Origin of the sequence: Hoeflea sp. EC-HK425 (genome assembly GCF_902498795.1) — a bacterium.
Classification (GTDB): Bacteria; Pseudomonadota; Alphaproteobacteria; order Rhizobiales; family Rhizobiaceae; genus Hoeflea; species Hoeflea alexandrii.
On the sequence record NZ_LR701571.1, the window covers coordinates 67538 to 93900 of the forward strand.

The 26363-nt window shown below is 55.1% G+C and carries 29 protein-coding genes and 2 pseudogenes; 21 read left to right on the forward strand and 10 right to left on the reverse strand.

All coding sequences use genetic code 11. The features are described 5' to 3' along the window. Window positions 1–5: 5 nt before the first annotated feature. A complete protein-coding gene (locus tag SPHINGO391_RS02710) occupies window positions 6–494 on the forward strand; it encodes a cytochrome c (protein WP_152007377.1) in 489 nt (162 codons plus the stop codon). Further along, window positions 491–1525, forward strand: coding sequence for an acyltransferase family protein (locus SPHINGO391_RS02715; RefSeq protein WP_152007378.1), 1035 nt, complete (start codon window positions 491–493; stop codon window positions 1523–1525). The genes SPHINGO391_RS02710 and SPHINGO391_RS02715 overlap by 4 nt, the downstream gene beginning before the upstream one ends. A 340-nt stretch (window positions 1526–1865) precedes the next feature. Here the strand turns inward: SPHINGO391_RS02715 and SPHINGO391_RS02720 are convergent, their stop codons facing one another. Further along, window positions 1866–2426, reverse strand: a complete 561-nt coding sequence (locus SPHINGO391_RS02720) for a cytochrome c (protein WP_152007379.1) — start codon at window positions 2424–2426, stop codon at window positions 1866–1868. 289 nt (window positions 2427–2715) lie between these two features. On the opposite strand from SPHINGO391_RS02720, the gene SPHINGO391_RS02725 reads away from it, so the two are divergent. The 6 genes from SPHINGO391_RS02725 to SPHINGO391_RS02750 all read left to right on the forward strand — a co-directional run bounded on the left by SPHINGO391_RS02725 (window position 2716) and on the right by SPHINGO391_RS02750 (window position 5243). Then, a complete protein-coding gene (locus tag SPHINGO391_RS02725; protein WP_152007380.1) occupies window positions 2716–3096 on the forward strand; it encodes a hypothetical protein in 381 nt (126 codons plus the stop codon). Between the two features lie 265 nt (window positions 3097–3361). Then, window positions 3362–3841, forward strand: a complete 480-nt coding sequence (locus tag SPHINGO391_RS02730; protein ID WP_152007381.1) for a plastocyanin/azurin family copper-binding protein — start codon at window positions 3362–3364, stop codon at window positions 3839–3841. Window positions 3842–3863: 22 nt separating this feature from the next. Continuing rightward, window positions 3864–4148 carry a copper-binding protein gene (locus SPHINGO391_RS02735; protein WP_152007382.1) on the forward strand — a complete coding sequence of 95 codons (285 nt, stop codon included), beginning with the start codon at window positions 3864–3866 and terminating at the stop codon, window positions 4146–4148. Window positions 4149–4264: 116 nt separating this feature from the next. After that, complete coding sequence (locus tag SPHINGO391_RS02740; protein WP_152007383.1) at window positions 4265–4495, forward strand: hypothetical protein; 231 nt, start codon at window positions 4265–4267, stop codon at window positions 4493–4495. A 142-nt stretch (window positions 4496–4637) separates the two neighbouring features. Continuing rightward, window positions 4638–4868, forward strand: coding sequence for a hypothetical protein (locus SPHINGO391_RS02745; protein WP_152007384.1), 231 nt, complete (start codon window positions 4638–4640; stop codon window positions 4866–4868). Window positions 4869–5012: 144 nt separating this feature from the next. Next, window positions 5013–5243: a hypothetical protein gene (locus tag SPHINGO391_RS02750; protein WP_152007385.1), complete on the forward strand. Its 231-nt coding sequence runs from the start codon at window positions 5013–5015 to the stop codon at window positions 5241–5243. Between the two features lie 634 nt (window positions 5244–5877). Here SPHINGO391_RS02750 and SPHINGO391_RS02755 read toward each other — a convergent pair. Continuing rightward, window positions 5878–6246, reverse strand: a complete 369-nt coding sequence (locus SPHINGO391_RS02755; protein ID WP_152007386.1) for a hypothetical protein — start codon at window positions 6244–6246, stop codon at window positions 5878–5880. Between the two features lie 446 nt (window positions 6247–6692). Between SPHINGO391_RS02755 and SPHINGO391_RS02760 the strand changes: the two genes are divergently transcribed. From SPHINGO391_RS02760 to SPHINGO391_RS02790, 7 genes are all read left to right on the forward strand, one after another. After that, the gene (locus tag SPHINGO391_RS02760; protein ID WP_152007387.1) at window positions 6693–7067 is read left to right on the forward strand and encodes a hypothetical protein; all 375 of its coding nucleotides are present in this window, start codon (window positions 6693–6695) and stop codon (window positions 7065–7067) included. A gap of 308 nt (window positions 7068–7375) precedes the next feature. Continuing rightward, complete coding sequence (locus SPHINGO391_RS02765; RefSeq protein ID WP_152007388.1) at window positions 7376–8890, forward strand: TolC family protein; 1515 nt, start codon at window positions 7376–7378, stop codon at window positions 8888–8890. A 21-nt stretch (window positions 8891–8911) separates the two neighbouring features. Beyond that, on the forward strand, window positions 8912–10279 hold the full coding sequence (locus tag SPHINGO391_RS02770) for a copper oxidase (protein WP_152007389.1): 1368 nt from the start codon (window positions 8912–8914) through the stop codon (window positions 10277–10279). 78 nt (window positions 10280–10357) lie between these two features. Continuing rightward, a complete protein-coding gene (locus tag SPHINGO391_RS02775; protein WP_244615097.1) occupies window positions 10358–10804 on the forward strand; it encodes a cupredoxin family protein in 447 nt (148 codons plus the stop codon). A 40-nt stretch (window positions 10805–10844) separates the two neighbouring features. Next, window positions 10845–11129: a copper-binding protein gene (locus SPHINGO391_RS02780; RefSeq protein WP_152007391.1), complete on the forward strand. Its 285-nt coding sequence runs from the start codon at window positions 10845–10847 to the stop codon at window positions 11127–11129. 100 nt (window positions 11130–11229) lie between these two features. Next, window positions 11230–12630 (forward strand): multicopper oxidase family protein, encoded by a 1401-nt coding sequence (locus tag SPHINGO391_RS02785; RefSeq protein ID WP_152007392.1) that lies wholly within the window; start codon window positions 11230–11232, stop codon window positions 12628–12630. Window positions 12631–12688: 58 nt separating this feature from the next. Continuing rightward, on the forward strand, window positions 12689–14197 hold the full coding sequence (locus SPHINGO391_RS02790) for a multicopper oxidase domain-containing protein (RefSeq protein WP_152007393.1): 1509 nt from the start codon (window positions 12689–12691) through the stop codon (window positions 14195–14197). A gap of 287 nt (window positions 14198–14484) precedes the next feature. Here the strand turns inward: SPHINGO391_RS02790 and SPHINGO391_RS02795 are convergent, their stop codons facing one another. The 7 genes and pseudogenes from SPHINGO391_RS02795 to SPHINGO391_RS02820 form a co-directional block, all read right to left on the reverse strand. Next, window positions 14485–14940: a hypothetical protein gene (locus SPHINGO391_RS02795; protein ID WP_152007394.1), complete on the reverse strand. Its 456-nt coding sequence runs from the start codon at window positions 14938–14940 to the stop codon at window positions 14485–14487. A gap of 263 nt (window positions 14941–15203) precedes the next feature. After that, window positions 15204–15278 (reverse strand): annotated as a pseudogene (locus SPHINGO391_RS02800) (IS6 family transposase); the annotation flags it as partial. A gap of 498 nt (window positions 15279–15776) precedes the next feature. After that, window positions 15777–17060: a type II toxin-antitoxin system HipA family toxin gene (locus SPHINGO391_RS02805; protein ID WP_152007395.1), complete on the reverse strand. Its 1284-nt coding sequence runs from the start codon at window positions 17058–17060 to the stop codon at window positions 15777–15779. Next, the gene (locus tag SPHINGO391_RS02810; RefSeq protein WP_152007396.1) at window positions 17060–17446 is read right to left on the reverse strand and encodes a helix-turn-helix domain-containing protein; all 387 of its coding nucleotides are present in this window, start codon (window positions 17444–17446) and stop codon (window positions 17060–17062) included. Before SPHINGO391_RS02810 ends, SPHINGO391_RS02805 begins: the two co-directional genes overlap by 1 nt. 204 nt (window positions 17447–17650) lie before the next feature. Continuing rightward, window positions 17651–18073 (reverse strand): MucR family transcriptional regulator, encoded by a 423-nt coding sequence (locus SPHINGO391_RS02815; protein WP_152007397.1) that lies wholly within the window; start codon window positions 18071–18073, stop codon window positions 17651–17653. 235 nt (window positions 18074–18308) lie between these two features. Next, window positions 18309–18407, reverse strand: a pseudogene (locus SPHINGO391_RS25180) (IS6 family transposase); the annotation flags it as partial. A 163-nt stretch (window positions 18408–18570) separates the two neighbouring features. Next, a complete protein-coding gene (locus SPHINGO391_RS02820; protein ID WP_152007398.1) occupies window positions 18571–19323 on the reverse strand; it encodes a tetratricopeptide repeat protein in 753 nt (250 codons plus the stop codon). A gap of 409 nt (window positions 19324–19732) precedes the next feature. Between SPHINGO391_RS02820 and SPHINGO391_RS02825 the strand changes: the two genes are divergently transcribed. Further along, complete coding sequence (locus SPHINGO391_RS02825; RefSeq protein ID WP_152007399.1) at window positions 19733–20215, forward strand: hypothetical protein; 483 nt, start codon at window positions 19733–19735, stop codon at window positions 20213–20215. Between the two features lie 53 nt (window positions 20216–20268). Here SPHINGO391_RS02825 and SPHINGO391_RS02830 read toward each other — a convergent pair whose 3' ends face one another. Continuing rightward, complete coding sequence (locus SPHINGO391_RS02830; RefSeq protein ID WP_152007400.1) at window positions 20269–20517, reverse strand: WGR domain-containing protein; 249 nt, start codon at window positions 20515–20517, stop codon at window positions 20269–20271. Between the two features lie 374 nt (window positions 20518–20891). On the opposite strand from SPHINGO391_RS02830, the gene SPHINGO391_RS02835 reads away from it, so the two are divergent. From SPHINGO391_RS02835 to SPHINGO391_RS02855, 5 genes are all read left to right on the forward strand, one after another. Then, complete coding sequence (locus SPHINGO391_RS02835) at window positions 20892–21260, forward strand: hypothetical protein (protein ID WP_152007401.1); 369 nt, start codon at window positions 20892–20894, stop codon at window positions 21258–21260. After that, a complete protein-coding gene (locus tag SPHINGO391_RS02840) occupies window positions 21257–23149 on the forward strand; it encodes an Eco57I restriction-modification methylase domain-containing protein (RefSeq protein ID WP_210385750.1) in 1893 nt (630 codons plus the stop codon). Before SPHINGO391_RS02835 ends, SPHINGO391_RS02840 begins: the two co-directional genes overlap by 4 nt. Before the next feature lie 636 nt (window positions 23150–23785). Then, entirely contained in the window at window positions 23786–24844 is a 1059-nt protein-coding gene (locus SPHINGO391_RS02845) for a hypothetical protein (protein ID WP_152007402.1), read from the forward strand. Window positions 24845–25127: 283 nt separating this feature from the next. Further along, the gene (locus tag SPHINGO391_RS02850; RefSeq protein ID WP_152007403.1) at window positions 25128–25490 is read left to right on the forward strand and encodes a hypothetical protein; all 363 of its coding nucleotides are present in this window, start codon (window positions 25128–25130) and stop codon (window positions 25488–25490) included. After that, the coding region (locus tag SPHINGO391_RS02855) for a hypothetical protein (protein WP_152007404.1) at window positions 25490–26363 on the forward strand (874 nt) is incomplete at its 3' end. The genes SPHINGO391_RS02850 and SPHINGO391_RS02855, both read left to right, overlap by 1 nt.

Sequence of the window (26363 nt, forward strand, 5' to 3'; positions counted from 1 at the left end):
CGGCCATGCGAAAAAAAACGTTGTATGTCACGGCTTTTGCCTCAATCGCGGGGCTTGGCGTCGCCGCAATTGTTGTGATGGCACAACAGGATGATGCAGGAACAGGGCTTCTTAAACCAGATGACCGGCGCGTTTTGGCGGTGGGGAAAACCCTTTATGCCGAAAATTGCGCGACCTGCCATGGTGTGAACCTGGAGGGAGAAGTCGAGGATTGGCGTTCGCCGGGGCCTGATGGCCTGATGCCGGCGCCGCCCCATGACGAGACCGGCCACACTTGGCATCATCCAGATGAAATACTCTTCGAGATTACAAAGTACGGAATTGTAGCCGCCGCAAATTTGAAGAATTACAATTCAGCAATGCCAATCTATGAAGATGTGCTCACCGATGCAGAAATCATCGCCGTGCTTTCTTATCTCAAGAGCACTTGGCCGGACGAAATCCGCAATCGCCATGACGAGATGAATGCGCGCTACGCTTTGGAGCCGAAATGAACCATTCGAAGCGTATGGCTTGGGTGGATATTGCGAAGGGCGTGTCGATCATCTTGGTCGTGATGATGTATGCGGTTTACAACACCGGTAGGCATACCGGCAGTGTTGGGTTCCTTCATTACCTGATTGCGTTCGCGACACCCTTTCGCATGCCGGAATTCTTCCTCATTTCCGGCCTGTTTCTTTCGACCGTGATTGCACGTCCCTGGCAGCGATACGCTGATCGCCGTTTTGTACATTACATGTATTTCTATGTTGTGTGGGCCTTCATCATGATCGCTTTGAAGGTAGGCATTTTCGCTCGCGATCCGATTGCCATGGTGGCGGATCTTGCCCGCGCCATTGTCCAGCCCTATGGCGTGCTGTGGTTTGTCTACATGCTCGGCTTGTTTGCCATAGCCACAAAGCTGCTGTGGCAATTCCGGATTCCGCACTGGCTTGTGATTGCTATTGCGATGGGTTTGCAGATCGCTTCGATCAACGTTTCAAGTTACATTGTGACGCAATTCACCGCCTACTTCGTGTTTTTCTACATCGGTTATGCGCTCGCTCCGCAGATTTTCCGGGTGGCGGGCTGGGTAGCCGAAAACCCTGGGAAAGGAATTGCGGCGCTGGTTGCCTGGTTCGTCGTCAACGGACTTTTGGTGTTTCTGCCAAGTTTCGAACTGCTGCCGGGCGAAACTCGCATGGGATTTGCTGCATTTCCACCGCTGCATTTCCTGCTTGGTGTTGCGGGCGCGGTGGCGCTTTGTGCCTTCAGTGTGGTCTTGATGGATCGGCCGTATACTGGCTGGTTGCGATGGATCGGCGCGCATTCGCTTGTCATCTATCTTGCTTTCACCATTCCCATGTCGGTTTTTCGCGAGATAGCTATGAATACCGGGCTGATCACGCAAACTGGGCCACTCAGCCTTGCGGTCTTCGTTGTAGCCCTGACGACTCCGATCATACTCTATTCCGCTATCGGCTTGACCGGTTTCGGGCGCTTCCTTTTCGATCGACCGGGATGGGCGCGCATCAGTCCTGAGTAGGTCCGGCGAAACGCATTTAGGGTGCTGAGAGATTCGAAACGGATGGTGAGGGTCAGCCTGTTTAGCCCACCCAGTGCAGCGGTGAGCCCTGCCAGCAGGGCCGATTCCGTGCGCTTATGGCAATCAAATTCGGGTTCACCATGCAGCCACGATACAGTGGATTATGGCCTCCAGAAGTCGCTTCAACGTGTTGCCGTAATTCTCGATTGATCCGCTTTGAACAAGCATCAGTGCTCGCGATGACCGCATCAAACACGCACCCTGTATCAAACAACCGATGCTGGAAATAGGCTCACAGGTGCTGTCCAAAATTGGCACCTCTCACCTCGTCTAGAAGGTGTCAGTTCGTTTTCACGCGAAATCTTGCGTGGCAGGAAGTGCAGGTTTGAAGCATCATATGAAAGGCGTGTTCGGCGGGCATTGACGAAATTTCTGTGGTGGGGTCAACTTTCTTGCCGAATGGTCCGAGGCCTATAACGTCTCCCGCTCTCATCCGCATGTCCGGGGTCAACGCATCAGGATGGCTCTCAGCAGCAGAAGCGAGGGAATTCGCATACACACCAAGGTCATTCGCCAATGCGGCGAACTCTGCGTGCTCGGTCATGATGGTCGAGCTGGCCCCTGAACCGGCAATGACGGGATTGCCTCCGAAGTGGGCTACCAAGGCACTGCCAGACATCTCATATATCGTTTCTGCGGCTGCTTTGAACAACCCGGAATCGTATGAACGGCTGCCTTTGAACATACCGTCGATCAGCTTCGCTGCCTCGGCCATCGATTTCATGTCCAATTGCCGCGCGACGACTGTGTTTTCAGTCTCTTGAACATGATCCGTGGCCCGAGCGGCGAAAATTGCAAGAGTGATCATGGATATCAATACCGTACACAACTTCAAGCTCATGAAGTGCCTCTTCGGGGACAGGTGTTTAAGGTTAAACACGGCTCCAATTTCATGTCCAAAAAATAGCGATCCAAGGTCAGGCTCAAAACAGTGCTCACTTCGGCGTTTTTGTCTCTTGGCTTTTGAGGGTGCCACAGAAAGGACAGTTTTCTGTAATCATGTCCGTTTCATAGAACTCGTTTTGATGGCCTGGGAAGCTCCCAAATGCTAACAAAACGTTAACAAAATAAAGTAAATTCAATGGCTTGATGCCGGGTCGGTTTAGAGCTATATGTTGGACATGAGTGTGATGTATCGAATCATATGCAGAAAACTGCTGGTTCTCATCAGGTTGGCGATCATCGTGTCGCTAGCCGGATACTCTTTGTCAAATCCTGCCGCGGCTATGCACATCGGTCCATTGGACAATCATCAAACGAGCTTATCCCAGGCGATGGATCAGGTCGATGCCTCGACCATGTCGGACGAAAGCGCGCGCTACTTCACCACAGACAGTGAAGATTCGACGCTTGCCGTACAGGAGTGCAACGATGACTTCTGTGCAGGTTTCGTACTTGTCACGTTTCAGGATGACTCCGGTGGTCCCGTCGTATCGGTCGTCCGCGAGTTCATAGACGAAAGCGGCGTTTACCGAGAACTTCACGGCCTTCACCGCCCTCCCAGTATCTGAATTGGGCCACCCGTTCTGCGGGTTTGATTGTGCGCATTTGAGTATAACTTGCTCGTCGCGCCGCTCATAGCTCCTACTCCAATTACACCATAAAAATACCATATCTGATGGCAGCAGCGCCGCTCTTTTCGAGCGGATTCACAGCCGCATTGCGTCCTGGGATCGTTGATTCGGGCAAAGCCGTGGATAGTTCCACGACTCCCGATGTGATGATGCAGGTCACTGCCCGGACGATGTGTCTTTCAACAACCATAGGACTGGAAAAATGAAAACTGTAACTTTCGCACTCCTGTTTGCAGCCCTGGCTTCTCCAGCGCTTGCTTCGGGGACACACTCAGACGGTCATTCCGATGCAATGGCCGTCGGTGAGCCTGGCAAAAAGGCTAAAGCCACCCAGACAATCCGGGTCACCATGAAAGAGACCGACGATGGCCAAATGATTTTCACCCCGAGCGACTTCAAGGTCCGCAAGGGTCAGACCGTTGTCTTCGCCATCAAGAATGCAGGTGAACTGGATCACGAATTCGTCCTCGATCAAGAGGACAAGGTCATGGAGCACAAGGCGATGATGGAGAAGTTCCCGGAGATGGAACACGACGATCCCAATGCAATTCGACTGGCACCTGGCAAATCCGGGGAAGTCGTCTGGAAGTTCACCAATGATGGCACATTTAAAGTCGCCTGCCTTGTCCCTGGCCACTACGCCTCAGGAATGCACGGCAGCGTCATTGTAGCCACTAAATAAGCCCTCCCAAGGAGAAATACCGATGACAAGCATTTTCAAAATCACAGCCGCAGCCTTCTTAACTCTCGGCCTTGCGTCAGGCGCGTTCGCCATGGAGTTCACTAAGGGCACAGTCAAGAAGGTGGATGCAAAGGCCAAGAAGGTCACGCTGATCCATGAAGAACTCAAGAATCTTGGCATGCCGGCAATGACCATGGTGTTCCGTGTCAAGGATGACGCAATGCTGGAAAAGATGAAAGAAGGTTCGGCAGTTGAGTTCGTCGCTGACCGAATGAAAGGCAAACTGACGGTCGTCGAACTGAAATAGGGCGCAAAGCCAATTTCAGATTTTGGAAACGGCGCGGACCGGTAAACAGATTGGCGGACCGCACGCTTCTTACAAGACATAGAACCGACACATCTGATACATAAAGGATCACGACCATGAACAAGATCATCATCGCCCTCGGCCTGACCCTCGCTGCAGCAACCGGCGCCTTCGCCCAGTCCCCCAACGACTATGTCGAGCTGAACGCCCCGACCCACGGCCCGGCCGCCGAAGCCCACGCCGCCAAGGCTGGCCTCTCCGGCGTCGACTACACCGCAACCGCCTCGGTCGGCGACACCGTGAAGGCAGAGCGTTTCGAACGTTCGCTGGAACTGTTCAACCGCTAAGACCGTGACGACAGGATGAGGCCGGGTTCCTCCCGGCCGGCCTCATCCGCTCCAATCTTCAAATCCCACGGGCAGACGACGAGGCGATGGAACCCTATCCGACCTTCACCGTTGCGCCCACATGAACCAAAGGAAAACGACCATGAACAAGATCATCATCGCCCTCGGCCTGACCCTCGCTGCAGCAACCGGCGCCTTCGCCCAGTCCCCCAACGACTATGTCGAGCTGAACGCCCCGACCCACGGCCCGGCTGCCGAAGCCCACGCCGCCAAGTCCGTCCAGGCCGGCGTCGACTACACCGCAACCGCCTCGGTCGGCGACACCGTGAAGGCAGAGCGTTTCGAACGTTCGCTGGAACTGTTCAACCGCTAAGACCGTGACGACAGGATGAGGCCGGGTTCCTCCCAAACGGTCTCATCCGCCCCCCAACATTCAAATCCCCCGGGCAGACGACAAGGCGATGGAACCCCATCCGACCTTCACCGTTGCGCCCACATGAACCAAAGGAACACGACCATGAACAAGATCATCATCGCCCTCGGCCTGACCCTCGCAGCCGCAACCGGCGCCTTCGCCCAGTCCCCCAACGACTATGTCGAGCTGAACGCCCCGACCCACGGCCCGGCTGCCGAAGCCCACGCCGCCAAGGCTAGCCTCTCCGGCGTCGACTACACCGCAACCGCCTCGGTCGGCGACACCGTGAAGGCAGAGCGTTTCGAACGTTCGCTGGAACAGTTCAACCGCTAAGACCATGACGACAGGATGAGGCCGGGTTCCTCCCGGCCGGCCTCATCCGCTCCAATCTTCAAATCTCACGGGCAGACGACAAGGCGATGGAACCCCATCCGACCTTCACCGTTGCGCCCACATGAACCAAAGGAACACGACCATGAACAAGATCATCATCGCCCTCGGCCTGACCCTCGCTGCAGCAACCGGCGCCTTTTGTCCAGTCATCAGCGCTTGATGCCTATGAGGCTCCAGCCATCCATACTTCCAACATTACGTCGTTGGTGACAGCAATGACCTCGTCAGCTACAATTAAGCTGGATATGACGGTTCACCGAGCTTCGCGGCTCCAAGCCAAGGGCGGCATCAACCATACGGTCGCCCGCTCCATCGCCAAATCGACGAGCATTCATGAAACTCGCGCGAAATTGCCCCATACACTGTAACATTTTGCGGTCATGATTGCCTCCGCTAGCAGCGCACATAGTGGGTAATTTCATTTTACATGGGTTCAATGATCAACCCGAGCAGGAATGACGGACTGTTAGATCGGCTTGATTTCAGTGAAATCACTCGAGAAGAACAGGCTCACCGACCAGGCATCACAAAAATTGGTTTCACAAAACTGCAGGCTTACGCAATTCTGAATATTTCATGACATAGGTGTCTTGCAAATGGCTGCCCAAAGATCGCGCTTCCAGTCGACCCCTGCAGAATCTCTGTAATCGATATTATAATTGGTTCCACCAACTTTAACGATTGCAGGCGCACCGCACTTTATGCTTGCAAGATGTCTTGACCAGTCGATATACATAATTTTCCCGTTTACGTTTTTCTCCAAAATGGTAATCACTACATCAATATCAAAATCTCGATCTCGGGCAACATCATTGCTTAGAAGATTCAGACTGATCGTTCTGTGCCCGTCAATACGCGCAGTGTGGAATATTTGATGCTCGGTCGCATTGGCAGGGAGCGTGAGATAAGAAAACACGATTGCTGGAAAGAAAAACATACGCATTGCAACCTCCCGTGGATTACACGAAAAGACAATATTAGCACAACGGAACATGGGTAGCGAATCGTAGGGTAATTTCCAATTTTTACAGATGCTGTTTGGCGAAATACACGCGATGGTTCTTAAAGAACTGAGCCAGTGAAATGTTCTTGGCTTCAGAGTCGGGACCCTAGTTCAAAGTCTATGGTGCCCAATGTGCCTCCGAGGGGATGGGTGGAGCTGCAATACAGATCTTTTCTTACCCCCCAAATGTGTGGGCCATGCCCGACACATAATGAATAAAGATCAGCGCAATAATTCATTGCACGGGCCTATCGTCGGTTTCTCGTTAGAGGGGGCTACCATTATCTGAATCAAGCCCTTGTGAATGATTCTGCTCTTGTTTTGGCCTCAACGTTGTGGCAAACCTCCTTTTGATGAAGATACCGAATCTCCATAGATGCCGTGTCGTGCGCATGCTTCTGGTCTTGATGTTTGTTTTTACATCCATCCTCCCGGGTTCTCTGCATGCGTCCGCTATGGATGAGGCTCAGACAGCCAGCGGCAGTGGACATCATGCGATGATGGGCCATCTGTCTGGTGACCAACCAACGGATACCCATCACCAATCCCGGGAAAAACCAGCGGAATTCGCGCAACAATCGATCCCCACGGCTCAAGGCACTGTCATCGACCGTTGCTGTCCTGCAAGCTGTTTCGTTGCCCTCTGTCATTTCGACGCCGTGGCGGAGGATCGATTCATTCCTGAGAGTTTCGAGATCGGATTGACTCCTGAGTTCGTGGTCGTGGTCATGTCGTTGCCGGAGCGGCCGCCGCGAGCCTGAAGTGTGATCTGAGCCCTTTTGTGGCGTCGGGGCCGAGTATCATCGGTCAAATCCACTTCTTATCGCAGTAGGACAATCATGTTTCGTTTTCTCTTGGCGGCTGCCATGCCGTTAACTCTTGCTGGCTGTGCGTCGGCGAGTGGCCCCGCCGACGTCATGTCGGTGAGTTCGCCCGCAGATACCAGTGCAGGTATTCGTAATATCCATCATCACACGGTTCTGGACGGTTACACCCATCGAATTCCCGTGGAACCAAAGTCTTGGCGTCAACAAAACGACAGCCAAGCCCCTGGCGCGGGGGTAGGCTCATGAGCATCTCCCGCACTACTATATCCTTCATTGTCGTGTCATCCGCAGGATTGTTTCTAGCTGGTTGCGTCAGCGATCAGGAGCTTGCCGGATACTCGGCCAAAGAAGCCGGTTTTGGCGTCGTTGCAGCATCCGTCTCCATCAGCACCAAAGGCAAGGAAGCGGTCTGGCTTCAAAACAAGGATCAGGCAAAGGCGGTTTCCAAGCGCGTACATGACCTGGTGCACAAGAAAACCATCAATGCTGACACCGCTGTTCAGGTAGCACTTCTGAACAACAAGGGTCTGCAGGCAGCCTATGCCGATATCGGCATGAACGCAGCAGAAGCCTGGCAGCAAAGCCTGCCTGAAAACCCAAGGGTTTCGATCGGCCTCTTAGGAATTGGAGCGCCAGAACTTGGGGCCTATCGCGCCATCGAAGGAATGATCGCGGCCAACATCCTGTCGCTCGCAACCCGGAAGGCTCGCGTTGATATCGCCGACACGCGGTTCAGGCAATCCCAGATGCGGGCGGTCGACGCAACCTTGAAGGTTGCCAATGACGCGCGCCGGGCCTGGGTCAATGCAGTTTCAGCATTTGAAACAGTTGCCTATCTCAATCAAGCCAAGGTCGCAGCCGACGCGGCTTCTGAACTTGCTCAGAAACTCGGTGAAAGCGGAGCGCTTGCAAAGGGCGGTCAGGCGCGAGAACACGCGTTTTACGCTGAACTTACCGGGCAAATGGCCGAAGCCCGGTTGGCGTCGCGGCTGGCCAAGGAGGAGCTCACACGGATTATGGGCCTGTGGGGAAGCGAGGTTGATTACTATGTTCCCGACAAATTGCCGCGGCTACCGCGTGGAGTCATAAAGAAAAACGAGATTGAGCGGGAGGCGCTTGAGAACCGAGTCGATCTGCGCGTCGCAAAAATCGAGCTTGAGGCTGTTGCCAAAAGTTACGGCCTGACTGAAGCCACACGCTTTGTCACGGATCTGGAGATCATCTCGGGCTTTGAAATCGAACGCGAGATCGAGACCGAATACGAGATTGCCGGTGGCGAGCTGGAGGAAAGCAAGAGCCGCGAAACGGGGATCACGCCGCAGCTCGAACTGGAATTCGTTATCCCAATCTTCGACAGCGGCAAGGCCCGGCTGCGCAAGGCCGAGCTCGCCTACATGCAGGCGGCCAATCAACTCGCGGAAAAGGCGGTCAACATTCGCTCCGAGGCGCGGTCTGCGCATACCGCCTACAATTCGACCCACGAGATCGCACGGCACTACCTCAATGCCGTCGTGCCCTTGCGCACCACCATCGAGGCAGAATCCCTGCTGACCTACAACGGCATGATCACCAACACATTCGAACTCCTCGCCGATACCCGCGCCAAGATCGGAACCCTGATGTTGGCGATCAACGCCAAACGCGAGTTCTGGCTGGCAGATGTCAATCTGTCAGCGGCGATCTATGGCGGCGGAACCGGTGCAAGCGGCTCGGCTGCGGCACCAACCGTTGGCGATGCTGGCGGCGGCGGCCACTAACTTTCCTGAAAGGAAAAGACCATGATGAACAGACGTCAACTTCTGGGTGCCAGTGCTGCCGGAGCGGCCCTTGTCTCCTCGACCGCGTGGTCGAAAACAACCAATATGGGACTGCCGGACGCGGCTCTGATGGAGAGCCCGCTGACCCAGGCCCCGCTGATGCCTTCGACAGGCCCAGACTACAATCCGGTTGTCACGCTCAACGGCTGGACCCTGCCGTTCCGGATGAACAACGGGGTCAAGGAGTTCCACCTTGTCGCCGAACCGGTGGAGCGTGAACTGGCAGACGGCATGATCGCCTATCTGTGGGGCTACAACGGCCAATCCACCGGCCCGACCATCGAAGCCGTGGAAGGTGACCGGGTCCGGATCTACGTCACCAACAAGCTTCCCGAGCACACAACGGTGCACTGGCACGGGCTGATCCTGCCATCCGGCATGGATGGCGTCGCTGGTTTGTCTCACCCTGCGATTCCATCCGGCAAGACCTACATCTACGAGTTTGATCTCGTGAAGTCGGGCACCTTCATGTACCATCCGCACGGCGACGAGATGGTGCAGATGGCGATGGGGATGATGGGATTCTTCATCGTTCATCCGAAGGATCCGGCGTTCATGCCGGTTGATCGCGATTTCCTGATCATGCTCAACGCCTTCGATATCGATCCCGGCTCCTATGTGCCGAAGATCATGACCATGGCGGACTTCAACCTGTGGACATGGAACAGCCGCATCTTCCCCGACATCGATCCGCTGGTTGTATCGAGGAACGATCGCGTGCGCGTACGGGTAGGCAACCTGACCATGACCAACCACCCGATCCACATGCACGGCTATGATTTCGAGGTGACCTGCACCGATGGTGGCTGGGTGCGGCCTGAAGCCCGATGGCCGGAAGTGTCAATCGATATCCCGGTCGGGGCAATGCGGGCCTACGAGTTTAACGCCGAGCACCTGGGTGACTGGGCCATCCACTGTCACAAATCCCACCACACCATGAATGCCATGGGCCATGACGTGCCGACCTTCATAGGTGTCGACAAGTCCAAGGTCACCAGGAAGATCCGGATGGTGCAGCCCGAATACATGCCGATGGGTACCAACGGCATGGCTGACATGGCGGAAATGGCGATGGAGCTTCCGGCCAATACCATTCCAATGATGGCCGGCTGGGGCCCCTACGGCCCGCTTGAAATGGGCGGCATGTTCTCCGTCGTCAAGGTCCGAGAGGGCATCTCGGCTGGCGATTACAGCGATCCCGGCTGGTACGAAAATCCGCCCGGAACCCAGGCCTATGAGTGGACCGGCGAGTTGCCGGAATTTGCCAAGGCAACAGACGCAGCAACAACCATCACCCCAGCGCCGGTGAAATCCGGCAGCAATGGCTAACCTCTTCGACCCGAAGTGTTCACGAAAGGAACAATACATATGAAAATTCTGTCAATCGCATCCACAGCTTTCCTGGCAATGACGGCGCTGGCAGCCGCCGCAGGAACCCATTCAGGCGGGCATGACGACGGTATGATGGCTGTCGGCAAACCCGGGAAAGCAGCGCAGGTCGGCCGCACAATCGAAGTGATCATGAAGGAAACTGATGACGGAGAGATGCTGTTCGAACCTAATGAAATCAAGGTTGAGAAGGGCGAGACAATCCGCTTCACCTTGATCAACAAGGGCGAATTGGAGCACGAGTTCGTGCTCGACAATCATGAAAATGTGATGACGCACAAAGCTGCGATGTCGAAGATGCCCGAGATGGAACATGACGATCCCAATTCCGTACGTCTCGACTCTGGCATGGACGGCGAAGTGATCTGGACTTTCTCGAATGCAGGTCCGTTTGAGTTCGCATGCCTGATCCCCGGTCATTACGAATCCGGCATGAAGGGCGACATCACCGTCGCCGGCCACTGATCCAACGAACCGTTTCCGACACAGAAAAAAGGTAAGACAAATGCGAAAACTTACAACACTCATGATTGCTGCCATGATTGCCGTTACCGGCAGCGCTGCAGCTCTTGCCACCGAGTACACCAAAGGCAAGGTCAAGAAAGTCGACATGAAGGCCGGCAAGGTCACCATCATTCATGAGGAACTGACCAATCTCGATATGCCTGCCATGACCATGGTGTTTCGCGCCGCTGACCCGGCCATGCTGGAGAAGATGAATCCTGGTGACGACATCGAGTTCATCGCCGACCGGGTGAAAGGCAAACTGACTGTCACAGAGCTGAAGTAACCGCCGAAAGGCAAGTGGCGGGAAATCGAAGCTTCCCGCCACTTGCACCTGTTGTTTATCGCCAAGACCGCACCCGGATTGCCGGGCTGAAAGGCCTCCGATGAAACTTTCCCGTCGCCGCTTGCTTGCCGGTTTCTCTTCTGGTCTCGTCGCCTCCCAATTGCCGAGCTTGGCGCTGGCAAAATCACAGGATGGGTTCTTTGATCTCATTGCCGCGCCTTCGAAGCAGCGGCTTTACCTGCCCGATGCGCCCATGTCGGATCTTTGGACCTACAACGGATCTGCACCGGGGCCGGAAATCAGGGTGAAAAAGGGTGAGCGCGTCCAGGTGCGCTTCACCAACAAGCTGGAAGAGCCGACATCGGTTCATTGGCATGGCGTTCGTATCGACAACGCGATGGATGGCGTTTCCGGGCTGACCCAGAAACCGGTCGAGCCGGGCGGCTCATTCGTCTATGACTTTGTCGCGCCCGATGCAGGGACCTTCTGGTACCACGCCCACAACAAGAGCTGGAACCAGGTTGCGCGCGGCCTTTACGGGCCTCTCATCGTTGATGAGAATGAGCCCGTTTTCGAGCGCTCCAACGATCTTACCCTTGTTCTTGATGACTGGCGGCTGGCAGGCGAAGGCGTGCTTGATGTCGCAAGCCTTGGATCGATGATGGAATGGGCCCACGGCGGACGGCTCGGCAACTGGCTGACGGTCAATGGTCAAAGCCGTCCGGTGACCGGTCTTGTCCGGGGCCAGACCTATCGCCTCCGGCTCATCAATGCGGCCAATGCGCGTGTCTTTGAAATAGATCCAAACCGTTTCGGCGCAACGCTCCTGGGCTTTGATGGCCAATCATTCGCCGAACCGGCCAGGCTTGACTACGCGCCACTCATGCTGGGGCCTGCCCAGCGCGTGGATCTGATGGTCGTGGCCGAAAGCGATTTCATCATTGAGGAGGTTTCGGGGGACACGCCGTACCCTATTGCGGGTTTTTCGGTCAGCGATGCGGAGACCACGGAAGCGCCGGGATCCGCGATCAAGCTGCACCCCAATGTTTTGCCCGAACCGGACCTTGCCAAGGCCCGGCGCATCCGCCTGGAAATGACAGGCGGTGCAATGGGGGGCATGATTGACATCATCTACAAGGGTAGGAAGCTTCAGGGCGATGATTTCCGCACCGCAAGACAGGCCTGGGCTTTCAACGGCGTGGCCAATCTGGCCGAGGAACCGTTCTTCGCGGCTCGGCAGGGCGAAACCATTGTCATTGAAACCGTAAACCGGACCGCCTGGGTTCATGCCATGCATGTCCACGGTCATCATTTCCAGATCCTCAACAGATCCGGCTCTGTTGTCGATGAGGCAAAGCCATGGCGGGATACCTTTCTAATCGGGCAGGATCAGACAACCGAGATTGCTTTCGTGGCTGACAATCCTGGCAAATGGCTGTTCCATTGCCACATGCTTGAGCATGCGGCAGCCGGCATGAACACCTGGTTTGAGGTGGTCTGATGGGGGAGCAATCTGATGACCTCAGAACCAGAGCGGGTCTCCCGAAAGGAGTATATCAATGATTAAACGGCGGAACCTGCTCGCCGGTGGCGCGGTACTTGCAGCCAGCAGCGCCCTCTACGCTTGGGCAGATAACCGCTTCACGTCTCAAGCAACCGATGCGGCAAACCGTCCAGTGTTGCAGTTTCCGCCGCTGATCGACACGGTCGACACAGGAAAATTCCTGGTCACCGCCCAGTCAGGCACAACATCCTTCTTTCCGGGCCATCCAGCAGAAACGATTGGCTTCAATCAAGCCTATCTTGGACCCGTGGTTCGGATAAGCAACGGCGCGCTGCGGCCGAGTGTGGAAAACGGACTGTCATGGCCGGTCAGCGCGCACTGGCATGGCCTGGTGGTGCCAGGCAAACACGACGGAGGGCCACACCTGCCCGTCAAACCGGGAGAGGTATGGGCGCCGGACATGGAAATTGGACAGCAAACCTGTACCGCCTTTTTTCATACCCACATCCATGGTCGAACCGCGCGCGATGTATACGCCGGTCTGGCTGGCGTACTGCACATTGCAGACGGGTTAGACGGCGAAAGAGGTTTGCCGGACACCTACGGTGTCGATGACCTGACGCTGCTGCTTCAGGATCGTCGCTTCTCCAGGGACGGCCAGCTTGTCTACGCCAACTCAATGATGGACATAATGCATGGCATGACCGGCGATACGATCTTGGTCAATGGTCAGGTAGGTTCAGTTGCCGCTGTGCCGAAGTCAGTCGTGCGGCTACGCTTGATCAACGGTTCGAATGCCCGGATCTATTCACTGTTTTCCAGCGACGACAGACCCATTCACTTGATCGCAACGGACGGTGGATATCTGCCAGCCCCGGTACAGCTTGAGACGCTCCGCCTCGGACCGGGAGAACGTGCCGAGATTCTGGTCGACTTCTCGGATGGTCATGGCATGTCGCTGATGAGTGAGGGTGACCCCAATGCGGGTATGGGCGGCATGATGGGAAGGGCCCGCGGCATGCTCGATGAAATAACCGGAGGCAGGCGGTTCGAAGTGCTTCCGTTCCTGGTCGACGAGCGGCTTGCCGCCAAAGTCACCCGCATCCCCGATGTGCTCGGTGGAGATCAACCTGACCTCACAGCCGCCAGGGTGTCAAAGCTGCGCAACTTCTCTCTCGATATGGGCATGGGAGGTGGAATGATGGGATCAGGCGGAATGGGTCGCGGCATGATGGGCGGGATGGCCATCAACGGGCAGCCATTCGACATGAGTGTCATCAACGACCGCGTGCGCCTCGGCGACACCGAGAAATGGGTGATCAGCACCAGCATGCTCGCACATCCATTTCATGTTCACGGTGTCTCCTTTCAGGTGATCAGTGAGAACGGAAGAGAACCGCGGCCGGAGAGCCTGGGATGGAAGGACACGGTCGTTGTCGACAGCCAAACCGAGCTGCTTGTCCAGTTCACGCAGCCAGCGTCCGAGGAAACACCGTTCATGTATCATTGCCATATTCTTGAGCATGAAGATGCCGGCATGATGGGGCAATTCACAGTGAGCTAACCACGCGCGGCGGCTTGCTACAACGTAGAGTCTGGTAATTGCTTATAGCCCGCATCGTCCGGTATGATTTGCCGTCTATGGCTTGCCGCGGCCCGCAGGCTAATGGCAGAAGGGAATGGAAAATCTCGACCGCACGTCCGTCCTGTCAAGACATCGACGGAGCGGATTGCAACCTCACTTCATGAGGTATTTGGCCAGAGCGGCAATGGCCAGGATTACCAGAATGGCAATCAGCAGCATCCAGACACCGCCAAGCCCCATAAACCCGCCTCCCATTGTCTCGTTCATCATTTCCGGTCCTCCATAGCTTTGGCCCCCGCAGCCTGTCGTTGTGTAAGCCAGACCACGCCAAGCGGTATGAAAATCCACTGCAGCAGCGGGCTCAGTCCCGTTCCGAACGGCGGCACCAATGGCATGAGATCGGAGTAGGTCCAGCGTTCCGATATGTTTGTGTAATAATATTCAAAACCAACAGTCAGAACGATGCCGACCCCGATGAACAAGAGCGTTTGCCAAGCTTTGGGTGCTTCAAACCAAAAGCGGGATCGTGCGGCAGCACTGGTAATCCAGAATGCAGTCAAGGCGAATCCGACATCCCCGAATGTCGCCGAAGAACAGAGCTTGATGCCATCCCAATGGTTCATCTCGATCATGCCCGCATAGGTGGGCGCCTGCCAGAACTCCCAGACAAAGTGGAGCAGGAAGGAAAACACGATTACAGAAAATTCGGGAAGGCGCGTCATGTTGTTCGGTCTCTCTCTCCAGGAAGCCTACGCCTCAACGCCTGACACCCTAATGGTTACGGTAGGGGGAAGGTCAAGCGGCCTCCGTGACTTGCTTAAAGGGAGCCACGATCATACCAGTGTTCAATGACACGCATGACTATTGCTGGACAAACAGTTGATCCGATCCACTCAATTCCTCCATACGCGGAATTACGAATTCTTGTTCCGGTTACTGATGACAAGCGGGCGTTGAAAAAACAGATTGGTGCCGGACCGATGGCAGCCAGGCCGTAGGCCAGATACCAACGTACGCAGAGCAAGATGATTGATTGGTCGAGATTGCGGCCTTTGAACATTGTCATCTCCCAAAATCTCAAGAGATGATTATCGGTCGCCGGTTAGCGTAGAGTTTGCAACAGGGCCGTCTGAGGGGGTAGGACAATGAGATCATGGCCGCACTGGACATGGTGCTTGTAGGGTTCTGACTGTACCGTGCTTCTTTCTCTGGTGCCGAAAAGTTAACGAAACAGGGTCAGGATCTATCTAAAAATTCCATAATAAAGCTTATGCAATTTTGCACAAGCTATTGAAATACAACGCAAAATTTGCATTCGCACTACTCGCTGCATTTGAGCGATCAAGAAACGGTCGCCGCCCCGACTAATTGCACCAGTTCAGAGACTGGTGCCCAAAGCTTCAATCTGGTGAAACCGATATTCTTTCACCTGGGGCGTCGTCTGTAGCTGCGGATCGGCACAGGCCGTCCAATAAGCGTAATGCTTGATGCGAAGCAATGCGCCATATAAGGCATATTTGATTGTTTAGCCTGCCACTTGTGTCCATCGAGCTTCGAACTACAGACTAAGTGCCCGTTCCATTTCCTGATGTTGGAATGCGGGTTCCAGATTGCGAAGGTCTGCGCCGGTCACACCATGGTTTCGCATGATGTCCCTCCAAGTACCGTTGATCTGCCGCGCCATGATGCGCGCCATCTCTTTTGCCTCGTCTGCGGCGAGGTTGAAGAACACGGCGGCCTCAAGCGCGAGCTCCAGCGAAGCGGAAAACGGCTCACCTTCGATGATAGCTGTCTTGAGAAGGCGGTGGCGCTCGGGCTGCGGGTTGACATCAAAAAGTTGCGAAAGGCTCCAGCGGTCATCGCCGGCATAGACAAATCCATGGTTCTTGAGATGATCGTCTGTGTTCGAGACCAAAATTGTGAACACGATCCGCGACCAGAGTTCATGCAGATCTGTACGCGGATTGTCGCTGTGTTGCTGGATGAATTGTGCCATGTCCGTATAAGCGCCCTGCTCGGCACCGTGGCGTTCGATCGCTGTCCGTGCCGAGATGTACGGGATGCGCGCTGCTCCCTCCCGGTCAAAACGACGGATGAGGGCAATCGGGCTCGTGGTTCGGTCCAGAACCAGCCGGGCATCGGGGGCGTTCAGGCCAACTTCACGAGCGAGCTTCAATGTAGCGACTTCGATCCGTTCGACCGGACTGGCATCGCCTGCGGAGGAGAACTTCGCAATCCAGAGCTCGCCCTTGTCCAGTACATTGGCCTTTGGCCTTGCCCCCCCGATCGAACCTCCGGCTCCGGCCATCTGGCGCAGAGCCTCATTCGAAACTTCGCCGCCGCGTTCGATGCTGGCGGCAATAGCTTGCAACTCTTCGAGATCGATCAGTTGCGGAACCGGAGCAGTGCCTTCTCCCGTGATGATCCTTCCCTCACCGTGACAGAACCGCAGTGCGCCCTGTCGGGTGGTGTCGTCGGTCAGGGTCAGCATATCAAATTCGCTGAGACCAGAGCCATAGAGACGCTCCATCAACATGCGTCCCCAGGCGTCGGGTGCAGCATCCTGTAATACGCCAGGCAGGCTGTCACGCTGATCGCCACCGCGACCGGAGGACGCGAAGAAGGGTGCACTACCCAGCGGCAAATCCGGAGCGATGGCGAAGCTGCGGGCGGCGTCGACCCATTCCCGGTCATAGCTGAACTCGGAATACTGCCTGCCGCGCTCAAAAGAAAAGCGCAATTTGCCCACATGCAACAGGCTGCGACCCAGGTGAACTTCAGCTTCTTGAGGCCCCGGGGCTGAGCGCCCGCGTAGGGACCGGGCATGGTCTGTCGTCGTCATCAGAAAGCAACGCCTTTGCGTGCGCTCTTCCTGGTATCTGAGGCATCTTGTTGCTCATCTGGCTCCTCCCGAGGTTTGACGGGCGTCTCTGATCTGAACGTGCGCCCACGCTTTGGCACGGCCTGCAGCGCTCGCGAGAGACCCACGGTATCGTTCTCTGGGGACATGAGGTCGGCTAAAACGGTCGGGCTGCCAAGAGCGGCAAGTACTGCGGCAAGATTACCGATGCCAACGCCGGGATCGCCTTTTTCCAAACGCATCAGCGTGCGCTCCGAAACATCGGCGCGCATCGCGAGTTCCGCCATCGAAAAGCGCCGCGCAAGCCGCGCCTGGCGGATGTTCTGCCCCAGATCGGTCAGAGATCGCATTGCTTTCAGGCTTGCCATTATCGCCTCATATTACGGCTTTAGATATTAAATACGTCATATATGGCAAGTTAGAAATCGTCAAGCGCGAGTCCATCTTATGCCAACGAAGGGGAGAGGCTTGCAGCTGTTGTGTTGCAGCGATTGTGACGACCCGAAGGGTCCGATCCTCGCACAAGCAAAATGTGGTTTTGTCAACGACGGCCGGAAGGGTGCCGGCAAGTCCTATTTGCCCCGCTTGCGCTTCTGGCCGAGACCCATTTCCTTCGCAAGACGCGAGCGCGCCTCTGCGTAAGCAGGTGCGACCATCGGGTAGTCCGCAGGCAATTCCCACCTTTCGCGGTATTGCTCGGGGGTAAGCCCATGATGCGTCATCAGGTGGCGCTTCAGTGACTTGTATTTCTGGCCGTCCTCCAGGCAAACCAGATGATCGCCCTGGATCGACCGGCGTACGCTAACCGCGGGTTTCGGCTTCTCCAAGACTTCCTCGGCTGGTGCAACAGTGCCACCTAACGCTGCGTGGACTTGCGAGATAACACCTGGCAGGTCGTTGGCTGCAACAGAATTGTTTCTCACGTAGGCAGCTACAATTTCCGCGGTAAGCTCGATGAGAAGATCAGAGCCGTCTGATTTATCTACGTCTGTCATTGTCTGGTCCTTACTGTTCGATCAGGTGGCGCGTCTCTTGGATCAAACAAAAGGACGGCAAAACCGTGTTCAGCCCGCATGAATAGCCACAAATCACAGATCTAACTGATTTGCTGACACAGCAAAAGCAAGACCGTTTGGTTTAAGAAGGAATAAAATTGTCCCCATAACATTTCGTTGCGTTGGGCGGTTTGTGATGCAAACAGAGAGCATGTTCTGGCCCGAACATCTTTACCCAACAGCGGATCGTCTGAAACCAAACAATGACGCCGCGCCCCAACAACATCTCTTCTAGCAGACGCAGTCTCAGTGGAAACCGGAAATACGGCCAGACCGTAAGGCGATAGCAGGTGATGGGAGACGATGGCGCCTTTAGTTGATCGGAATGTGGCTCATGACCGCCAGATATCCGAAATCCTTCAGTGGCAGTTACCCCGACATCGCCGCTTTGGCATTCCAATCTCTTATTCTATTTGTTTTGCATAATTTTTCGGCTCCTATATGTCGGCGCAGTCTTTGTAGCCAGACGAGATGCAAGCCTTTGCGCGCTGCCAGGCTAATGAGATTTGGTCGGGCGTCATGGCTTGCTCCAGTTTTTCCTGTTCGTCTTCTGCTTCCGCAACACCATTCCAAGCGGCAATGCTGATCCAGACGTAAGCGGCACTGGGGTTCTGCGGGAAGCCGCAGCCTCGTAGATACATGAGCCCAAGTGAGAGTTGTGCGTATGGGTCTTCATTTATCGCAGCCAGGCGATACCATCTGATCGCTTCCGCATCGTTTTGGGGCACGCCGATGCCGTGCTCATAAAGCCAGGCCAAGTTAGCTTGTGCGCTTGCGTCCCCCTGTTCCGCAGCCATCGAAAACCAAAAAAATGCTTGTTTGTAGTCACGAGGAACGCCCAGACCTTCCAGATACATGAAGCCGACGCTGAATTGAGCGTGACAATTGCCCAGTTCTGCTGCTTCTCGGTACCAGCGGAAAGCTTCAGCATGATCCAGCGGCTTTCCGTTGCCCTTCAAATTCGAGCAAGCAAGCTCGATCTGAGCGCGCACATCACCGCCTTCCGCAGCGCAGTTTATTTCATCTTCCATTACGGCGGCTGCAGAAGCCGAATGATTGATTTTACCATCTTCTGGCAGTGCAAAAGCTGAAATATTCGGCGAATAAATATTCCCGCCACAATGGACAATTGATTCATTATTTCCATTTACGAGACCGTCTTCATTACCAACAAATATATCATCGTTCATGCTTATTATTCCTTTTTGGTTCAAATTTACTTTTCTATATTAAATAAATAAAATCATGTCGTCAATACATAAAATGAAAAAAGAGAACAACATAAAATACAAAATTCCGATAATAAGCGGATTATTCCAATAAATACTCAATACGCAAATAGAATTAAAAAATATATCTATTACAAAAATATGTGATAATATTCATAAAATATGTATTTACATGTTGGATCTGTTGCTTTATATGTTAATTAAATAGAAAATTTTGTTTGTAACATTGCTTGGATAATATAATGAAATATAAGTTATACATACAATCCATAGTAACAGAAAAATAATAGTTGAGGCAAATTCTCAACGAGAAGCCTTCGAGCTCGCGGCCGTACACGACAGTCGAACGTCCAACATTATTCGCTTTGCCATGGTCGATGCAGATGGTTTTGTGCAACAGACTTTATTTCCGAGGTTCGACTGGTCGTCGATCCGGCCATCGGTTCCGTGCAACGGAACCGAGCAGGAGTGTATCGCTCATCACTTCCGTCTGCAGCTCATCAAAAGCCTGGCACTCACCGAGCTAATTGCAGATTTAGACACAACGCGTGATCTAGCAGTAGAGCGCAACGAGTCTGATTGCGAAGTGCTGATGACCCGCGACTTCGTCGATGAGTATGATGCCTTCATGCAAGTCATTCGCACCGCCCGCGCGGCTCTGGATCTGCCCGATCAGAAGTACGCCGACGCCGATGCCTTAAGCACCGAGGGTGGTGATGACTGCGATGAGAATCACGAGGAATATCCAGGGCCGCGGTTAGACGGACAATATCCGTCAAAGTTCTACGAGAGAGTCCCGGATTGGAACGCTGAAGCGGCAAATATCGCAAAGCCAGAAGGAGACCATCCCTGACGTCGTCCCAGCAACCGCACTGGGTGTTCGCCCGTGCAGACGCGCAGGGTCACTCAGCGGCGTTTTGGACCGTAGCCCCGCTTTCGCTTAGTCTTCAGTACATCCAGCAACAATTCGAGGGCATCCAGCTCTTGTGTGAAATAGTGACGCTTTTCGTGTCCGCGCGTCCCGATCCTTCCCCATCTCCGAGCGACACAGATTTCATTGAACAGGCTCTGTGATAGCGAGACCACATAATAGCGCGCCATGTTTTTCGACGGGTCAATACGCTCAATGTAGATCTGACAGGGCTTGGTGTTCATGCGCCCAGGGTCAGCGAAAAATCGCTGCGCGTCTAACGACTATTGTGAATCATTGGAGCTCCATCGATTCAGGCTGTTGATGATCCTGACGCTTCCACCCTGCGTCTTCCTCCAATTCCGAAATTCCCCAAAAGTCGTGCACTGCCGGCATTATGTGGAATGTGGAGCAAGCATTGAGTTTAGGTGCCTCTTGTACTGAGTATTGGAGCAATATCTCATGAACAGAAATAATTTGCTCCGTATATTCAGATTAATTGCATATTTCATAAACAATAATAAAACAATGATATTGCAATGAAAATAAACATATGAAATAATACATAAACTACATAAGAGTATAACTACGTAGTTAATTTGATTTAGGAGATAATATTTTGAATGCAAATCGACGCAGCGACATTACCGATCTTTACGCCTGCCTCGAGGCGCTCGCGGAACTCGCTTCCGGGATTTGTGAGTGCATTTCAAACGCTCGCGACGACGAACAGCAAGAGTTCGAAAGTATGCCTGAAGAACTCGCGGAAGCCTCGAATTCGGCTGATGCGATCTATGCATTGGATAAAGCCATCGAGATCCTTGTCGACCTGGAATCGCAATTGCCCGCGGTCATTCCATACCTCCAAGAAGCCGCCGCTTGCGGTAACGATCACGATGAGCACCTGCCCGTTTCGTTCGGCCATGATCCGTTCCAGTCATTAATCGACGCGGTCGCTCAGAGCCGGAACTTGATGATGCCCTCATGAACAGCATCACCCGGAAAACCCATGCTGATCCGTATTACGATGGTGTGGTCAGCAACAGCTGGCGGCAAAGCCATCAGGCCGATACCGGACTCCCGGACGATCAGGCTCTTTTCCAAAAGAGCTTTCACGCGCCGTGGGCGCCTGCCCCTGAGCGCGGACGACGCAGAATTGACATTTCCAGTTATCGCCGGGCACTCCCAACTGAGCGAACGGAAACTGCCGACCCGAACGAGCGCGCCGCCGTTTTCACGCGCCGCGAGGTTGTCGATTTCATTCTCGACCTGACCGGCTATACGTCCGACAAGCCATTGCACAGAATGCGAGCGCTCGAGCCATCGTTTGGTGAAGGGGACTTTCTGCTGCCGGCAATCGAGCGTCTGCTGGACGCATGGGAAGACGACGGCCGGCCGGATATTCATGCGACGCTGGCGAATGCCATCGTTGCTGTTGAGCTGCACAACGGTAACTACACAAAGACGCGGGGCCGGCTCTTGGATCGGCTGACAAACCGCAGGATCGGGCTCACCGCCGCAAGGCGCCTCACCGCAAAATGGCTTGTCTGCGGGGACTTTCTTCTGAGCTCGATTGGGGACGGGTTCGATTTTGTCTTCGGCAATCCCCCGTATATCCGGCACGACCTGATTGCAGATGCGACCATGGCTCAGTACCGTAGCCGCTATCGCACAATCACCGGCCGGGCGGACATCTATGTTCCCTTTTTTGAACGCTCGCTGACTGCCCTGAACCCGGGCGGCCAGCTTGGCTTCATCTGCTCCGATCGCTGGATGAAGACCAGCTACGGCGGCCCCCTGCGACGGTTTGTGTCGGAGGGGTTCCATCTCAGATTCTATGTCGACATGATCGGCACAAAGGCCTTTCATAAAGATGTCGTCGCATATCCTGCAATCACGGTTATGGCCCACCAGCCGTCTGGCTCTACCCGCGTGGCCCGGCGACCGGATATCAAATCGAAAACCCTTTCGCGTCTTGCAAAACTTCTCATCACTACAGACCAAGGTAGTCGCGACATTGAGGAGGTGAGCAACATTGTTGGCGGCAATCAGCCCTGGATTTTTGACGACCCGGGGGAGCTTGAGCTTGTTCGATGGCTCGAAGACAGATTTCCGCTGCTTGAAGAGGTCGGTTGCAAAGTCGGGATTGGCGTCACGACTGGAGCGGACAAGGCTTTCATAGGACAATTCCATGTAATGGACGTTGAGCCTGACCGTAAATTGCCCCTGGTCATGACACGCGATATCGCCGCGGGCAGCGTCGCCTGGCGCGGCTTTGGCGTGATCAACCCGTTCGGCGATGACGGCAAATTGGTAGACCTGAATTCCTACCCGCGTCTGCGCGCCTATCTCGAAGAACGTGAACCAGCGATTGCCGGCAGATACATCGCCCGGAAATCGCCGCACAGATGGTACCGCACCATTGATCGCATCGATCCTGTACTCGCCGGCAGACCCAAGCTACTGATTCCGGACATCAAGGGCAGAGCGCATATCGTTTATGAGGATGGCCACCTCTACCCGCACCACAATCTCTATTACATTGTTTCCGACCAGTGGAACCTGCATGCGCTGCAAGCCGTGCTGATTTCAGGCGTCGCACAGCTCTTTGTAAGCGCCTATTCGCCCAGGATGCGAGGTGATTGCTTGCGGTTTCAGGCGCAGTACCTCCGCCGAATTCGCGTTCCCTATTGGCATGATGTGCCGCCGTCACTGCGCAAGAAACTGATCGATGCCGGCAAAGCGAAAAACGCCAAGGCCAGCGTTCGACTGGTCGTCAGGCTCTACGGTCTGCCCGCTTGTCAGAAAGCAGTCCTGGCCAAGCAATGCGCGTCACCAGCGGCGCTGCCTGGGACGTCGGATCATGAAACTTCTTGAAGTGCACCGTTTCAATGAAGTCGCGAGTAACAATCGTTTAGTCGCTCTGTTCATTCTTATGATTACATCAACACGAGAAAAATATTAACCATATTCGAGTCATTTGTTCCGGGAGTGTTCTTTTGACGTTGCCGGAACAGGCAATCCGGACTAGGTATGAATTCATCATCAAGCCCAAGAGCTTGGTGAGATTAGCGGCCTTCGCGGGTGGTGGTACACCCAACGAAGGCCTGACCGAAACCCCTAAGCAACTAGGAGAACGGCTATGCGATTTCTTACGCTAAATCCCGGCTAGGGAACATCCCGAATTTCTGCAAAGGCGTCGTCAGCGGTAATGTGACCGTGACTTGTCCTGTCTGGCTGCAAAGCCAGATGAGACATGCCTGCTCGTCCCTGCCCCGACGCCCGAACGCGGAAATCGTTTTCACATTCATCCATTGAATCAGGCAACCGTCTCGGGCTGGCTGCTGACGTGTCGACGCTTTGAAGAAGCGCAGGCCCTGTCAGCTACAATTTCCGGGGTGTGAGCGGCGCCGACCGAACCTTGAACCATGATGTCCGCCAATCCTGGCAGCGTTGCGGAACAAGGGAGCGGGAAAGCTGTGCACGGGTTGCCCAGAATAGGGGATTTTCCCAATGACAACGACCAACCAGAATGACGCCGTCGCTGCGGCCAGCCGCCCTGCCCTCGATCTTGCGCTAATCCGGCCAGAGCTTGAGGCTCTTGCTAAAATAACTGTCGACAAGACGCTGCAACAGGCGCGTGAGACAAGCACTGATCCAGTCCTCGGCTCATCAAGTGCCATGGCGACATTTTACATGATGTTGCCCCGCAACGACGGCAAGGCGCAGGAGCAAATCCTTGACATTGTTGCCCGTCATGTCGACAGCCTGACCGTCATCAGGAATGGGCTCAGGTTCGGAATCAACCCATCCCATTTGGGCCTGGTTCAATCCAATTCATCGGCTGTTCTGGCTCAGCTTCAGTCAGATTATGATCCAGAGCCGAGGGGGTCGACCTATCGGGCTGATAGCCTGGTCATCAATCACGGCACTGGCAAGGCCTGCTTGCTCGAGTTCAAGCGTCAGGCCTCGACGATTGAGACGACACGGCTCAATCAAATCGCGGACAATCTGACGATCGCCCGGGCCCAGGTCTCCGATCTGCTCTACCGCAAACACCGTCGAATGAAGATTGAACCTGAAGCCATCAGCTGGGCGATCATCGACTGCTCCGATCAAGAACTGCCTCCCCGGTTCCGGGATGCCGGGGTCTTCGGACTCGACTGTCTTGATGCGATCTGCGGCGTTGACAGTGTCGCTCAAGCCTACCGTCTGGCTCGGGAGTCTATGGCGGAAGAATTCCGGCGCGGCGAAGCGGAATTGATGCGGGAGAGCAGAAACTTCATTTCGCTGCAGACGGCGGAGGCAATGGTCGAAGCCGCAGTTGCCCGAGAGCGCCTGATGTCGACCGATCGGATGGCTCAAGACCCGATACCTGTGACGCGGGTTCCGGGCCCTGCTCTCAACCGGGTTGCGGTTTCCAACATCCGTGAGGTCCCGGGTGATCCTGAGCCCATGCGGAATCAGCTCGGCATTAATCCGCCTTATGCTGACCATTCCGGAGCAATGGCCGTCCCATTCCCGCCGGATCGCCGGACCGTGCGCCGGCGGTATGGACTGTTCGGTTCATAGCCCGTCCTGACGACGCAACCCGCTTTTGCGGCTGGCAAGCGTCACCCAAAACCATTGTTGTTCAACTCACAGGCCGATCTTTGCGACCGGCTCAAAGGAAAGTTTTGTCATGTGTTCTCCAAAGTCACCCGCCACTCCTCGTGCACCTGGAAATATCATCCAATTTCCAAAGCAAGGCGCAAAATCTCCCTCACCAGCTTTGGCTCAGCCGTCGGTCTCGCCAGTTGATCCTGGTGATGCTGCTCCTGCACGGCCTCCGCGGAGCCTGCGACCGAGCGGGACTATGGATCGGACGACATCCGATCGGCGTCGCGGTCAAACAAACCGCGTGCTGACGGCAAAAGAACGAGCACACGACAAAGAACGGATCCGCATCATGGGGATCAAGCGCCCGCCCGACAGCCCGGAACTGGCGGATGCGGTCGCTGTCTGGACGGCCCGCCAGGTCTTGCGGCAGGCCACATCTGGCAAAGCTCCGAAGGTGAAGCTGCGGTCGCTGGTAAAAGAGAACCTTGATCTCATGTGCGCCTACCGCCACCCGGTTGGCTTAATCCTGCGCGATTGGCTCGATGGAAATCGGCGGCTTCTGCCCGCCAATTTCCCGACGCTTGTCGAGTACTCCTCGTGTGTTGAGGAGTCGAAATGATGAGCAAGCACAGCATCACCAACCGCGTCTCTCGCTATCTCATCGCCCGCCAGCGCCGTGCTGCCCGGCTGGCCGTCCTTGAACAGGCTGTCCACGCCGGGGTTCTCGATTGCAAACCGCTTGGAGAGCATGACCACAGCGGCACAGTTTGGCAGCTGACCGCCGATCAAGCGGTACAGTTCTCTGGCGACCAGGATTGTGACCGGGAACTCATCCGGAAGACCCTTGAGGCGTCAATGAAGAGCAGCAAACATGCCGGGTCCAAGGCCGAGGCTGATGAGTTCAGCGAGTTCGCTGGATCTGTAGATCTGGATGAATTCAATGCGGCCGGAGAAGCCCATGCTGAAGGTCGTATCGAAGCGCACAAATCCGCGCTGGGTCCTGGTAGCAAGGTCGAACCGCCCGCCGACTTCGTCGATGGAAACCCGCTTCCGGGCGACGCGTCAAAGGGACGGCAACAAGGCGCACCTGCCTGTACTTCGTTGCCTCAGAAAGATCTGGCGGCGCGACGGGAACAGGTCCTCTCGATTGTTCATGGCCTGGCGCCTAGCCTCAAGCCAGCGGAAGTTGCGACTGCTCTTCTGCTTGCGAACGCCGCCGGCCGCGATGATCGGGTGCTCAATCAGCTGCTGTCAGTGATCAAGAGCAGAACCTCGATCATCGCGGTCCGGATTCCCGTGCATGATTTTGTCCGCGAATTTGGCCTGATGCTGGAGAACGGCCTGGTCTTGCCATTCTTCACGTCGCTTGGCGGGATCGGTCACAGCCAGACTCTGTCCGGTCGGCACAAGGCGCTTGCAGACACCCGGCGCCGGAAATCCTTTGAGTGCCTGAAAGGCTCTCTCGCACGGCGGCTTGATGACGAGGAGCTGC

Excerpts from the sequence above, each read along its gene's own strand:
- SPHINGO391_RS02710 (WP_152007377.1), top strand. The coding sequence starts at position 6 with ATGCGAAAAAAAACGTTGTATGTCACGGCTTTTGCCTCAATCGCGGGG.
- SPHINGO391_RS02715 (WP_152007378.1), top strand. The coding sequence starts at position 491 with ATGAACCATTCGAAGCGTATGGCTTGGGTGGATATTGCGAAGGGCGTG.
- SPHINGO391_RS02720 (WP_152007379.1), bottom strand. The coding sequence starts at position 2,426 with ATGAGCTTGAAGTTGTGTACGGTATTGATATCCATGATCACTCTTGCA.
- SPHINGO391_RS02725 (WP_152007380.1), top strand. The coding sequence starts at position 2,716 with ATGTATCGAATCATATGCAGAAAACTGCTGGTTCTCATCAGGTTGGCG.
- SPHINGO391_RS02730 (WP_152007381.1), top strand. The coding sequence starts at position 3,362 with ATGAAAACTGTAACTTTCGCACTCCTGTTTGCAGCCCTGGCTTCTCCA.
- SPHINGO391_RS02735 (WP_152007382.1), top strand. The coding sequence starts at position 3,864 with ATGACAAGCATTTTCAAAATCACAGCCGCAGCCTTCTTAACTCTCGGC.
- SPHINGO391_RS02740 (WP_152007383.1), top strand. The coding sequence starts at position 4,265 with ATGAACAAGATCATCATCGCCCTCGGCCTGACCCTCGCTGCAGCAACC.
- SPHINGO391_RS02745 (WP_152007384.1), top strand. The coding sequence starts at position 4,638 with ATGAACAAGATCATCATCGCCCTCGGCCTGACCCTCGCTGCAGCAACC.
- SPHINGO391_RS02750 (WP_152007385.1), top strand. The coding sequence starts at position 5,013 with ATGAACAAGATCATCATCGCCCTCGGCCTGACCCTCGCAGCCGCAACC.
- SPHINGO391_RS02755 (WP_152007386.1), bottom strand. The coding sequence starts at position 6,246 with ATGCGTATGTTTTTCTTTCCAGCAATCGTGTTTTCTTATCTCACGCTC.
- SPHINGO391_RS02765 (WP_152007388.1), top strand. The coding sequence starts at position 7,376 with ATGAGCATCTCCCGCACTACTATATCCTTCATTGTCGTGTCATCCGCA.
- SPHINGO391_RS02770 (WP_152007389.1), top strand. The coding sequence starts at position 8,912 with ATGATGAACAGACGTCAACTTCTGGGTGCCAGTGCTGCCGGAGCGGCC.
- SPHINGO391_RS02775 (WP_244615097.1), top strand. The coding sequence starts at position 10,358 with ATGACGGCGCTGGCAGCCGCCGCAGGAACCCATTCAGGCGGGCATGAC.
- SPHINGO391_RS02780 (WP_152007391.1), top strand. The coding sequence starts at position 10,845 with ATGCGAAAACTTACAACACTCATGATTGCTGCCATGATTGCCGTTACC.
- SPHINGO391_RS02785 (WP_152007392.1), top strand. The coding sequence starts at position 11,230 with ATGAAACTTTCCCGTCGCCGCTTGCTTGCCGGTTTCTCTTCTGGTCTC.
- SPHINGO391_RS02790 (WP_152007393.1), top strand. The coding sequence starts at position 12,689 with ATGATTAAACGGCGGAACCTGCTCGCCGGTGGCGCGGTACTTGCAGCC.
- SPHINGO391_RS02795 (WP_152007394.1), bottom strand. The coding sequence starts at position 14,940 with ATGACGCGCCTTCCCGAATTTTCTGTAATCGTGTTTTCCTTCCTGCTC.
- SPHINGO391_RS02805 (WP_152007395.1), bottom strand. The coding sequence starts at position 17,060 with ATGACGACGACAGACCATGCCCGGTCCCTACGCGGGCGCTCAGCCCCG.
- SPHINGO391_RS02810 (WP_152007396.1), bottom strand. The coding sequence starts at position 17,446 with ATGGCAAGCCTGAAAGCAATGCGATCTCTGACCGATCTGGGGCAGAAC.
- SPHINGO391_RS02815 (WP_152007397.1), bottom strand. The coding sequence starts at position 18,073 with ATGACAGACGTAGATAAATCAGACGGCTCTGATCTTCTCATCGAGCTT.
- SPHINGO391_RS02820 (WP_152007398.1), bottom strand. The coding sequence starts at position 19,323 with ATGAACGATGATATATTTGTTGGTAATGAAGACGGTCTCGTAAATGGA.
- SPHINGO391_RS02825 (WP_152007399.1), top strand. The coding sequence starts at position 19,733 with ATGGTCGATGCAGATGGTTTTGTGCAACAGACTTTATTTCCGAGGTTC.
- SPHINGO391_RS02830 (WP_152007400.1), bottom strand. The coding sequence starts at position 20,517 with ATGAACACCAAGCCCTGTCAGATCTACATTGAGCGTATTGACCCGTCG.
- SPHINGO391_RS02840 (WP_210385750.1), top strand. The coding sequence starts at position 21,257 with ATGAACAGCATCACCCGGAAAACCCATGCTGATCCGTATTACGATGGT.
- SPHINGO391_RS02845 (WP_152007402.1), top strand. The coding sequence starts at position 23,786 with ATGACAACGACCAACCAGAATGACGCCGTCGCTGCGGCCAGCCGCCCT.
- SPHINGO391_RS02850 (WP_152007403.1), top strand. The coding sequence starts at position 25,128 with ATGGATCGGACGACATCCGATCGGCGTCGCGGTCAAACAAACCGCGTG.